Source organism: uncultured Peptoniphilus sp. (genome assembly GCF_946998875.1).
In the GTDB taxonomy this organism is placed as follows: Bacteria; Bacillota; Clostridia; order Tissierellales; family Peptoniphilaceae; genus Peptoniphilus_A.
This window is the reverse complement of the sequence record NZ_CAMQAY010000032.1, coordinates 1-11017: the sequence shown is the minus strand read 5'-3', so window position 1 is coordinate 11017 and position 11017 is coordinate 1. Positions and strand designations below refer to the sequence as shown.

General features: G+C 34.4%; 11 protein-coding genes, 1 tRNA gene and 1 other RNA gene. 6 read left to right on the top strand and 7 right to left on the bottom strand.

Features of this window, described 5'->3' with window-relative positions; all coding sequences use genetic code 11:
* The coding region (locus Q0U74_RS07140) for a dihydropteroate synthase (protein ID WP_297393677.1) at positions 1–292 on the bottom strand (292 nt) is incomplete at its 3' end.
* A gap of 71 nt (positions 293–363) precedes the next feature.
* Positions 364–1359 carry an MBL fold metallo-hydrolase gene (locus Q0U74_RS07135; RefSeq protein WP_297393675.1) on the bottom strand — a complete coding sequence of 332 codons (996 nt, stop codon included), beginning with the start codon at positions 1357–1359 and terminating at the stop codon, positions 364–366.
* 47 nt (positions 1360–1406) lie between these two features.
* Here Q0U74_RS07135 and Q0U74_RS07130 point away from each other — a divergent pair, with 47 nt between their 5' ends.
* Positions 1407–1823: a hypothetical protein gene (locus tag Q0U74_RS07130; RefSeq protein WP_297393673.1), complete on the top strand. Its 417-nt coding sequence runs from the start codon at positions 1407–1409 to the stop codon at positions 1821–1823.
* 104 nt (positions 1824–1927) lie between these two features.
* Here the strand turns inward: Q0U74_RS07130 and ssrA are convergent.
* The 3 genes from ssrA to Q0U74_RS07115 all read right to left on the bottom strand — a co-directional run bounded on the left by ssrA (position 1928) and on the right by Q0U74_RS07115 (position 3583).
* Positions 1928–2269, bottom strand: a transfer-messenger RNA (tmRNA) gene (gene ssrA, locus Q0U74_RS07125).
* A gap of 49 nt (positions 2270–2318) precedes the next feature.
* The gene (locus Q0U74_RS07120) at positions 2319–2948 is read right to left on the bottom strand and encodes a VanZ family protein (protein ID WP_297393671.1); all 630 of its coding nucleotides are present in this window, start codon (positions 2946–2948) and stop codon (positions 2319–2321) included.
* Positions 2945–3583 carry an HAD family phosphatase gene (locus Q0U74_RS07115; protein ID WP_297393670.1) on the bottom strand — a complete coding sequence of 213 codons (639 nt, stop codon included), beginning with the start codon at positions 3581–3583 and terminating at the stop codon, positions 2945–2947. The genes Q0U74_RS07120 and Q0U74_RS07115 overlap by 4 nt, the downstream gene beginning before the upstream one ends.
* Positions 3584–3770: 187 nt before the next feature.
* On the opposite strand from Q0U74_RS07115, the gene Q0U74_RS07110 reads away from it, so the two are divergent.
* The 5 genes from Q0U74_RS07110 to Q0U74_RS07090 all read left to right on the top strand — a co-directional run bounded on the left by Q0U74_RS07110 (position 3771) and on the right by Q0U74_RS07090 (position 8642).
* Positions 3771–3847, top strand: a tRNA-Pro gene (locus tag Q0U74_RS07110).
* A gap of 358 nt (positions 3848–4205) precedes the next feature.
* Positions 4206–5660: a carbon starvation protein A gene (locus Q0U74_RS07105; RefSeq protein WP_297393668.1), complete on the top strand. Its 1455-nt coding sequence runs from the start codon at positions 4206–4208 to the stop codon at positions 5658–5660.
* 78 nt (positions 5661–5738) lie between these two features.
* Positions 5739–6059, top strand: coding sequence for a hypothetical protein (locus Q0U74_RS07100; RefSeq protein ID WP_297393666.1), 321 nt, complete (start codon positions 5739–5741; stop codon positions 6057–6059).
* 4 nt (positions 6060–6063) lie between these two features.
* Complete coding sequence (locus Q0U74_RS07095) at positions 6064–6942, top strand: AAA family ATPase (protein ID WP_297393665.1); 879 nt, start codon at positions 6064–6066, stop codon at positions 6940–6942.
* 8 nt (positions 6943–6950) lie between these two features.
* Complete coding sequence (locus Q0U74_RS07090; protein WP_297393663.1) at positions 6951–8642, top strand: VWA domain-containing protein; 1692 nt, start codon at positions 6951–6953, stop codon at positions 8640–8642.
* 90 nt (positions 8643–8732) lie between these two features.
* Here the strand turns inward: Q0U74_RS07090 and Q0U74_RS07085 are convergent, their stop codons facing one another.
* The gene (locus Q0U74_RS07085) at positions 8733–10349 is read right to left on the bottom strand and encodes an alkaline phosphatase (RefSeq protein WP_297393661.1); all 1617 of its coding nucleotides are present in this window, start codon (positions 10347–10349) and stop codon (positions 8733–8735) included.
* Positions 10350–10507: 158 nt separating this feature from the next.
* Positions 10508–11017: ribosome hibernation-promoting factor, HPF/YfiA family (gene raiA / locus Q0U74_RS07080; RefSeq protein WP_297393659.1), on the bottom strand; the 510-nt coding region annotated here is incomplete at its 5' end.

Genomic DNA, 11017 nt, shown 5'->3' with positions numbered 1-11017 from the left:
ATAGAGGCACATCTGTCATAGTCTTTAATTCCTTTATAACTGGCACAACCCTACTAATTTCTTCTTCAATTTCTACGTAGTGTGATCCTGGTCTAGTGGATTCACCGCCAAGGTCAATCATTTTTGCGCCGGCATCAATGAGATCCTTTGCCCTCTTGATGGCCTTGTCCTTGCCGTACCATTTGCCGCCGTCAGAAAAAGAATCTGGTGTAACATTTACAATGCCACATAAAATTGTTTCCTTGCCACTTTCTAAAAGTTTGTCTTTATACTTACAAATTAATTTATTCATTTTTCACTCCATTTTTTATTTTTCTCGTCAAGTTAATTCTATGTCTAAGGCCTTTTAAAATCAAATAAAATTTAAATAGAGTAATAGTGCAAAACTCCATCTTGGTCTTTTTCAAAGTCAGCCTTGCCTAGGGCCCTTAGGTGTTCAAGGTGAGCGTGAGCTTCTCCTGCTGCGAAAAACTTTTGCGTGTTTGGAAATTCAGAAAAGTCTCTTGCCCTCATGTCCCAAGTCATATTCATGGCAATATCACGAACTGTGCATTTACCACTTTTCTCTAAAGTCTTTAATGCCTCGCTAATTCTCTTTTCGTGATGAGCCTTTAGCTCGTCAATCCTCTTTGGCACATCCTCAATAAGTGCCCTGTGAGATGAATAAAGATGGTCAATTGGAAGATTTCTTAATTTTTCAATATTTATTAAATATCTTCCAAGGCTGTCGCCCACTGTGAAATTCCAAAAAGTAATATTTGGTGTGATGTCTCCCAAGAGGTGGTCGCCGCAAAATAAAATTTTTCTTTCCTTTTCATAAAGACCAACCATGCCTGGAGTGTGACCAGAAAAATCCATGCCCTTAAAGGTAAAGTCCCCAAGCTTTAGGGTATAGTCAGGATTAAAGGAAGTGTAGGGAAACTCTGCCTTGGGTCTATACAGAAAGCCTGCGTGCTCTTCAATTTTTAAATTGTCCTCATCCAGCCCTTGAAGGTGGGTTGTCGCCATGACATCCTTCCACCTCTTAGAATTTGCATCAGCCATAGAAGACATCATGCGGTAGTCAATATCTCCCATGTAAATTTCAACGCCAAGCTCTTCATGAAACCAAGTTGCAAGACCTGTGTGGTCAGAGTGAAGATGAGTCAAAAATAACTTTGTCCTCTTTAAATCAATTTCCATATATTTTATGAAAGATAACATTTCACTTTTTATTTCTTCAGTGTTAAAGCCTGTGTCGATAATAAGAGCCTCGCCCCTAGACTTTACCATATAAATATTTATGCTCTTTAGGGGATTTCCCTTTAGAGGAATAATTTTACAATAAACGCCATGGCTTAGTTTTTTAATATTAGACATATTTCCTCCCACAGCTCATTTCATGTATAATAAATACGAGGTGAATTATGAGCGATTTTTTATTAAAACTTTTTAAAGTTGAAACCATTAACAAACTGCCTATTGATAAATTATACCCTATTATAGAGAGTTTAGACGGCGACCAGAGACAACTCATTGCATCTTCCTATGACTTAGACCTTGAGGGACTAAGTTTGTCAGAAGAAGTAGAAGAAATACATAAAAAAATTACCAGTGAATTTAAAAATACTCTCATGAACTTTGACGAAAAAGAGCACAAGTCCTTTTACGATTTTTATAATGGCGCCGTAGATTATTCTGACGAAAATGTCTATGTAAACATGAAAAAATTTACATCCCTTGGACTGATGTATCTATTCCTATCAAAATCCGGCACTTATTTTAACTTCGTCATACCAGAAGAATTAATAGAGATGTATGAAAAACTTTTACAATCAAGCTAAAAAAATTAATAGGCGAGAGTCTCTTTTTTTTATTTGCCAATAAAATAATTCCCTGCAAAAATAAAAAGCCATCCATAAGCATGAATGACTTTAAATAAAAATTTTGGTGGAGGCGGTGGGAGTCGAACCCACGTCCGAAGACTTCTTACAGAAAGATTCTCCGAGTGCAGACTCCTCTTAAATTTCCCCTGTATTACTAGAGTGTCAAACTCATACAGAGTATCGCCATTAACCCCCTCTGCTATGGCGCATTACAGAGTTCGTTTGCCCGCTAATTTGAAACCCGGTTACAGTTCGCGGCGTCTGGCCGGATTGCTACCTAATTAGGCAGCTAGTGCGAAATTATTTTCGTCGTTTATTTTTTATAGACCATTTTTTCGTTGTGTGATCCATCAACGACTCGCTACTTAAAGCTCAAAATCCCCGTCGAAACCATTTTCGCCCCCATATGAAGTTAGACTAAGATTATACTAAAACTTCCCTATTTTGTCAATTTCAGTAAGTCTTAGCCTTCTTTAATTTTTTTCTATTTTTCTTGGCAAATTTAAATCTTAAAATTTTCTTCCAAATAAAATATCCAATAAGTGAGCCAAGGACATTTAACATCAAATCGTCAATGTCCACAGACCTTCCTATAAAAAATTGTATAAACTCCACGAAAAAGGAAGTGGCAAAAGTTATGCCAAGAATCTTTAAAATATTTCTCGTCTTTGAAAAAATTTCTGGAAGTAAAATTCCAAAGGGCACAAAAATTATTACATTGCCCATTATATTTATCAATGTGTGAAGAATTCCTGAATATTTTATGTAGTTTTTTATAGTCCTAAAGGGAACTAAGTTTACTCCCCAGGAGCCTGATGTTATTCTGTCTTTAAAGTTTCCAACGAAGTCAAAATGTTCGTTAGATAAATTTATTCCTGAACCTGCTATATAGGAATTAGGCATGAATAACATTATAAGTAAAAAGGCAAGGTAGCCTGCAAAAAGGCTAAGTAGAAATTCTCTAAAGCCATTCGACTTTATTTTTCTTTGGGAGAAAAATTTTACTCTAATAAGAGAAAATGCTACAAAGGTAATTATGAAGGCAGGTATGGTCCTTGCTGCAAAAAATAAAAATAATTTCATATATTTTTTAGCTCTATTAAATTTGTTATAGAATATTTATTTTCATCTACAACTAAGTGCCACTTGTCCTTGGAGTTTTCATCGTAGATGCCCACTGTCTCAAGACCTGCACTTTTGGCAGTCCTAAGGGCAAGATAGGAGTCGTCAATTAAATATACATCCCTTGGCTCTTCCTTTATTTCAGAAGTTATTGTAGTGAAAAATTTTTCGTCGCCCTTGATGTGGCCAACTGAATCTGCTGTGTAAAGTCCTTCAATATATTTGTCTATGCCGTATTTTTTTATTACTATGTCCGCAAAGCCTTCTGCAGTTGATGTTCCTATGACAATCTTTTTGTCTCTATCCTTAAAATATTTTAAAATTTCTAGGGCATTGTCCTTTAACTTAACTTTGTTGGAATAAAAATCTTTTACTGTATCACTAAAACCATGATAAAGTTCTTCAAAGCTTTCACTTAACTTGTAATAGTCCTTTAAATACCTAAGGGAAGTGTTAAGGCTCATTGTAGTCATCTTGTGCTGCACACTGTCTTCTATGTCTATTCCCTTTGTCTTCATGAAGTCACGAGAAACTCTTCTCCAATATCCCATGGAGTCCACCAAGGTTCCGTCTAAATCAAATATAATAGCTCTCATGTTACCTCCTTTTTTAATAATACTTATATTTTAGTTGTAATCTTTTTATAAATCAACTATAATAGTTTTCTAAGTGCTTTTTAAAATTTTTTTAAAAAGTCTTTGACAAAAATTTTTTTCATGTTATAATAATATCTGTTCGAAAATTGTATATAAAGAATATAAAATTCTTGTAAACTTTTCATGTCGGGGTGTAGCGCAGTTTGGTAGCGCACGTGGTTTGGGACCATGGGGCCGGGGGTTCGAATCCTCTCACCCCGACCAATTTATTTTAAGGCGTAAGCCTTATTTTTTTGTCTAAAAACATCTTTATGGACCTAAGTCCATTAATCCTCTTAAGATTTTTCTAATTTTTCAACTTATTAAATGTTTTAAGTTCCAATAATATTTTTAATAAAATTTTACTTTTCTATAAGTTTTTTCTTAAAAGCTCCCATAAATTTTCCCAAATAATATCAATAATTTTTAAAAGAATATTTAAAATAAAAACTTTGTAAAAACATTTTTACAGAATCTTTTGCAAACGATTGATGCGTTGATATTCTTCAATGCTATTCCTTGAATTTATAAATTCATTGTTCTATAATTGAACTAAGAATAATAAAAGTAAAGGAGGATTTATATGTTACTATTTATTATTGGACTTATAATATTGCTTGGTGGCGGATTTTTCTACTCAAAATATGTAGAAAGTCAATTGGCACCAGACGACAGAGAAACTCCAGCTGTTAGAAAAGCTGATGGAGTTGACTATGTAGTAATGAGCGAAAAGAAAAACTGGCTCATCAATCTACTAAACATTGCAGGTATGGGACCAATCATTGGACCTATCCAAGGTATTCTTTTTGGACCTATTGCTTTTCTAGCAATTCCACTTGGATGCGTATTTGCAGGATCAGTTCATGATTACATGACTGGCTTTATTTCAATGAGAAATGGCGGATCACAAGTTCCTAAACTCGTTGGAAAGTACGTTGGCGATGGAGTTCGTAAATTCTACAATATTGTTATTGCAATCTTACTTCTACTTACTGGTGTAGTTTTTGTCTACACTCCTGGGGACTTAATCGCAAATGATATTCTTAAAGTTGGTGCTGATTCAAATGTTATTTGGATCATCTATGCAGTAATTTTTGCTTACTACATAGCTTCAACTGTACTTCCTATCGATAAATTAATCGGTAGAATTTATCCAATCTTTGGTGGTTTCCTAATTATCTCTGCTATTGGAGTATTTATTGGAATCTTTATTAAGGGTTCAGGACACTTGGCATTTGAAAATGCTGGTCTTCTTGCAAAACACCCACTTGGACAAAAGTTTATCCCATCATTCTTTATCACAGTTGCTTGTGGTATCTTATCAGGTTTCCACGGTTCTCAAGTAACACTTATTTCTAGAACTGTTAAATCTGAATCAGAAGCTAGAACAACTTTCTACTCAACTATGATCGCTGAAGGTTTCATCGCCATGGTTTGGGCAGCAGGTGCAATGGTTCTATTCTCTTCTGGCGTTGCTAAACTTGACACTCCGGGAACAATTATGGTTGGCCAAGTTTCTAAATACTTCATGGGTAATGTTGGTGGACTTCTTGCAGTTCTTGGTGTTATTGCACTTCCTATCACTTCTGGTGATACTGCATTTAGATCTCTAAGACTTATCATTGCTGAAGAATTAAATATTGACCAAAAAGCTCCTTCAAAGAGAGCTGGACTTGCTGCTGTATTATTTATCCCAGCTTTTGCAATCCTATACTTTGCAAAGACAAATCCTAATGGATTTAACCTACTTTGGAGATACTTTGGTTTCACAAACCAATTCGTAGCAACTTTCGCTTTAGCTGTTGCCACTATTTATTTAATTGATACAGGTAAGAATTATATTATTACTCTACTTCCAGGAATCTTCTATGTATTTATAGTATTCTCATTTATTATTAACATTAAAGGTCTTGGACTTGGAATGCCATTCTCGATTGCATACCCTGCAGCAGGAGTTATTTCAGTATTATATGCTTACTTCGTAATTAAACTTGGTAAAAAGAACAAAACTAGAATTGAATCTATAATTTTAGATTAATTGTTTTAAAATTTTAGATTAATTATTTTTAAGTAAGAGGTGGCTGGAAATGCCACCTTTTTTTATTTAGGAGATTTTATGAATTTTATACTAAAGGATAAGGCTTTAACTTATCTTAAAAATAAAAATATAGATAAAATTTTTGTAAATCCTGATGTTGATGTCAAGGCTTGCTGTTGCGGCGTTGGAAGCTTTGACTTTGACATAAGCATAAAGGATGATGAAGACATCAGTAGGTATAAAAAGGAAGAAGTTTCAGGCATATCAATTTTTTATAATCCAACTCTTGAACTTTACTTGGAAGGGCGGGAAGACATGGAGATAATAATATCTGCCATGGGCCTTGGAAATTTTAAAAAATTATATGTTGAGAACGAAATAAATTCAATTGAAAAGTGATAACATGAGAAATACAAAAATAGAAGAATTTAAAAAAATTTATGAATTAGACGAAAAATATAAAGACAGAATTCCAGAACCTCACTTCTTTTACTTTGGCGATGAAATTTTACAAAAGGCAGTCTCTGCAGTTTTAGCTGGCAAAAATATTCTCTTAGTTGGAGACAAGTCCACAGGCAAAAATGTTTTGGCGGAAAATCTCGCCTATCTTTTTAAAAGGCCTCTTTGGAATTTGTCCTTTCACATAAATATTGACAGCTCAGTATTAATTGGAGACGACACATTAAAAAATGGAAATGTTCTCTTTAGAGAGGGACCTATAACAAAGGCTGCAAATTGTGGTGGCTTTGTTGTCCTAGATGAAATCAATATGGCAAAAAATGAAGCCATGGCAGTCCTTCACTCTATACTGGACTACAGAAGAATAATTGATATACCAGGCTACGACATAATTAAACTTCATCCTGCAACGAGATTTATTGCCACAATGAATTATGGCTACGAGGGCACAAGAGAATTGAATGAAGCCCTTCTCTCTCGTTTTGTAATTATAAAGATGCCCCTTATATCTCGCGAGAGACTTGTTGAACTTATTAAAAAAGAATATCCAAGTATGAAGGATGAGTATGTGGGAAACATTGCCTTTTTCTTTTACGATTTAAAATTAAAGGCAGAGGCAGGAGAAATTTCCAGAACTGCACCAGATCTTAGGGGGATTTTCGATGCAATTGACCTTGTGAGAGAAGATTTGTCTTTGATTTCTGCTCTCGAACTTACTATTGCGAATAAGCTCTTTGATTCCTATGAAGAAGAACTTTTAAAGGACTTAATAAAGTCGAGATTTAAAGAAAATTTATATTTTAAAGATATTTTCCAAGAGTGATTTTTACTATGACCAATAAAAATTCAAGAAAAGAAGAAAATCGAATAAAAAATATAATTTGGGACGGCTCTATGGACTACCTGTCTGAGCCCTTTATTACTGGCGAAGATATTTCTGGCAATCCTGACTTTTATCTAAATTTAATAATTGGGCTTTCAGCAAAATATTTTGGCAGCGAAAATTTAGAAAAAATTTTTAACAATTGGCAGTACAATCTCCATAGAGATAAATTTGATTTATTTGCCATTTTTCTCCTAGAAGATTTAGTCTATGAAAAAGAAGTTAAGTCTCGAAAAGTCTTGACATCTCTACGCAAGATTTACGCAGAAAAATTTTTGGAAGATAAGTACGATTTGCAGAGAAAAAATTTGGCTCTAAAAGAAAATTTATTTTTCGAGATGCAGCTTAAAAAAGTCAATAATATTTTGGAAAGGCCCTATAATTTAAGCGACAAGAGAGAAAATATTTTTGAAAATTTAAGGCTTCAAGGTGACACTAACGAGAAAAATTTGGAAGAGAGAATCCTAAATATTTTTCGTGAAGTTTTAAATTACAAGGAAAATGAAGTTTTAAAAATTTCTCCCCTTAAAAATTTCACCCTCTTTGATAGCCTGGGCTTTGTCAAACTTGAAAGGTCCAATAGTCCTACTCTTTTCGGCGACTTTCAAGCTAAAAAGACTTCTGGCATCACTGGCTTTTTCTATTCCTTTGCCCTAAAAAGGCGAAGAGAAAAAGAAAAATACATTGAAGACACCTTTGGCAAGTCAATTTATTCTGAGGATGAAATGAAGTTAATTGAGGAGAAATATTTATTTGGCGCCCACAAAAAATCAAGGCTTCACTTTACAAGAGGTCAGAGTCACAAAAATCTTGATGAGGAAAATTTTGATGACGAGACAATAAATAGGCATCTCTTAAAGTTTAAGGAAAACAGAAATTTTTACAACAACGAAATTAAAAGTTTATCAAAAAAAATTAGGCTGGCTCTTTCCAATCACTCCGGCATGGAAGAAGTGGTTACTAATAGCGGCAAACTCATTTCAAAGCTTGCCTACAAGTCCATGATTTCTGACAAGGTAAATATTTTTTCCAAGAAAATTTTAAATCTCAACACTTACTTAAAGGTGGATTTAATCCTAGATGCTTCAGCCTCTTTAATGGAACTTGAAAGCGACATTGCCATTGAGGCATATATTGTGTCCAAGTCTCTTGAAAACAATGAAATATTAAATCGTGTGATTTCCTACGAGACTGTAGGCGACTACACCGTCATAACAATCTTAAAAGACTATGAAGAGAAGTGTGACTTTGAGAAAATTTTTAGGTATAGGACAGCTGGTTGGAATCGTGACGGACTTTTTTATCGCGCCTACCAAAACCTAGTTGATTTAAAAAACGAAAATCATCTTTTAATTGCCCTAACTGATGCCCATCCTCGCGACATAAGACCTCTGGCTTCAAAAAACTTTTTTGGCTCAAAAAATTATTCTGAAGAAGCCTCTTTAGAGGACACTAAAAAGGAATTGGACAAGTTAAAAAAACTTGGCATTCACGCATCGGCAATATTAAATAGCGACAAAATAGAAAATGCAAAATTTTTGTTTGGAAGAAATTATATTAAAATCAAAAGTGTAAAGGAAATTGCCAATGTGGCTGGTCGCTTCATTCAAAGAGAAATTGCAAATATTGAAAAAAAATAAAAACTGCAGCTGTCAAGGTAGCTGCAGTTTTTTTGATGGTTTTGAAATCTAATTAGGATTATCAAATATTTGGATTTATTAAAAATTTTATTATTTAACTAGGTCAAAAGCTTTTTGTGGAACATATACGGCTCTTGTGCTATAAATTGTAAGTCCGCCAAGTTCAACTTTTTCTCCATTTTTAATTGCGTAGTTCTTGGATACTGGGAATACAATTTTGTCTTCGCCCTTTGTTACAATAGCTTCGTAATCATTTTCGCCCTTCTTTTTAAATTCAACTTTAGCTCCCTTATCTTCGAAGCCCTTTCTAATTGGTTGATAAAGTTCTTCAGTTAATTTGTCTAAATCAAGGTCAAGTACATCTTCAAGGTATCTTCCAATTTCATAGTTGTGAACTGTTCCAATTAGTCTTTCTGCCTTATCTGATGTTGAGTAAGAGTAAAGACCTATATCTCCGCCAACATGACCGCCAGTTGTCCATGCAATGTGGCTTCTTGCTGAGATAATTCTTCCCATTGCTGAAACTACATCTTTTTCACTTTTTATTAAGTTCATTTCTTCTTCTGTCAAATCTTTTACGCCAAAATCTTTTGCCATTACTTCTTTTACATTAGATTTGTCTTCTTTAACTTCTTCGGCTGCCTTAGTTACAGAAATTTTTGCAGATAAAATTAAATCTGTAAATTCGTTAAGAGGCCTCTTATCGTAGCCGTGAGATATATTTCTGTGTCCAAAAGTTATTCCGCCAGTTCCATGGTCTGCTGCAATTACAATTACAGTGTCCTTATGTGTGTCTGCAAAATCCTTGGCAACTTTTACTGCATCGTCAAAGGCTTTAATTTCATGAACAAGTGCAACGGGATCGTTGGAGTGAGCAGCCCAATCAACTTCTGAACCTTCTACCATTAAGAAAAATCCCTTGTCATTTTTTGAAAGCACCTTTAGAGCCTTGTCAGTCATTTCTGCAAGAGATGGTTTATTTACTTTATCTCTATCTATTTCATAAGGGAAGGATTTGTCTTCGAAAAGGCCCCAAATTTTGTCGCCCTTTGAATCTTCCATTGCTTTTTTAGTAGTTACATAATCGTAGCCCTTGTTTTTAATTTCAGAAAGAAGGTCTTCCTTGTCCTTTCTAGTTTCCTTACTTAAATAAGTGCTGCCTGCTCCTAGAACTACTTCCATGTCTTGGTAAACTTGTTGTTCTCCTAGGTCTTCATAATTATTTCTGTCAGGATTGTGGGCTGAGAAGTCAGCTGGTGTTGCGTGTTGAATGTTTGAAGTTGAAACAATGCCTGTGGATCTTCCGCTTCTCTTAGCAGCTTCAAGAACATTTGCTACAGGTTGTTTTGCCCTATCCTTTTCAATTTCAGGTGAACCTGGCATGCCGCCCTTAGTCGGATAACATCCAACGAAGGGTGATTCAGTTTTAATACCTGCTGCCATAGCTGTGGCTGCTGGAGCAGAGTCTGCAATAGGTGTGTTTGAATTGTTTGTTCTAACAAGGCCTGTTGCCAAATCATCCATTACAAATTTTTTGTCCTTAGTCATCCATCTTGCTGTAGTTGATGCTTCTATGCTCATGCCATCAGGTATCATCATGATTACATTTTTGGCACTGCCATAATCTTTCTTTTCAGCAAAGGCAAAACTTGGTGCAAGAGTTGCCACTGCAAGTGTCACTGCCAAAACTTTTTTAAAACTTTTCATTTATTCCTCCTAGATTTTCTTTAGCTATAATGTAACAGAGGAATGTAAAATTAATATTTACCTAGTGTAAAATTATTTTTTATCTTTCTTATTAAAATTTATTGGCTGGAAAATTTTTTACACAAAAAAAGGACGCCTAAGCGTCCCTAAAATTTATTTTATACTTCAATTTTTCCGTAATTGCCATCTTTTCTCTTATAGACAATAGAAACAGCTTCAGTATCTGCATCTAAGAATACGAAGAAATTATGATTTAAAAGTTCCATTTGAAGAATTGCTTCTTCTTCATTCATTGGATTAAGTTCAAAATTCTTTCTCTTTACGATTTTGTTTTCAGGTTCTTCCTTTTCTTTTTCAACAATTTCATCGAATCTAATAGTTTCGTTATTTTGGTATCTTCTCTTTAATCTAGTTTTGTGTTTTCTAATTTGTCTAGCAAGTGCATCCACAGCGTTATCCATTGAAGAGTACATATCGTCTGTAGTTTCTTCTGCTCTAATAATTGTCTTAGGTAAAAATATTGTAACTTCCACAGTTTGTTCTTCTCTTACAGTAGAGAAAACAACTCTAGCATTGGCTTCTTCAGAAAAGTATTTATCCAATTTGGAGAATTTTTTTTCTGCCACGTTCTTTAAAGATTCTGTAAGTTCAATGTTTTTTCCAACAAA

Coding starts and splice junctions, on each gene's coding strand:
- Q0U74_RS07135 (WP_297393675.1), bottom strand. CDS start 1,359: ATGTCTAATATTAAAAAACTAAGCCATGGCGTTTATTGTAAAATTATT.
- Q0U74_RS07130 (WP_297393673.1), top strand. CDS start 1,407: ATGAGCGATTTTTTATTAAAACTTTTTAAAGTTGAAACCATTAACAAA.
- Q0U74_RS07120 (WP_297393671.1), bottom strand. CDS start 2,948: ATGAAATTATTTTTATTTTTTGCAGCAAGGACCATACCTGCCTTCATA.
- Q0U74_RS07115 (WP_297393670.1), bottom strand. CDS start 3,583: ATGAGAGCTATTATATTTGATTTAGACGGAACCTTGGTGGACTCCATG.
- Q0U74_RS07105 (WP_297393668.1), top strand. CDS start 4,206: ATGTTACTATTTATTATTGGACTTATAATATTGCTTGGTGGCGGATTT.
- Q0U74_RS07100 (WP_297393666.1), top strand. CDS start 5,739: ATGAATTTTATACTAAAGGATAAGGCTTTAACTTATCTTAAAAATAAA.
- Q0U74_RS07095 (WP_297393665.1), top strand. CDS start 6,064: ATGAGAAATACAAAAATAGAAGAATTTAAAAAAATTTATGAATTAGAC.
- Q0U74_RS07090 (WP_297393663.1), top strand. CDS start 6,951: ATGACCAATAAAAATTCAAGAAAAGAAGAAAATCGAATAAAAAATATA.
- Q0U74_RS07085 (WP_297393661.1), bottom strand. CDS start 10,349: ATGAAAAGTTTTAAAAAAGTTTTGGCAGTGACACTTGCAGTGGCAACT.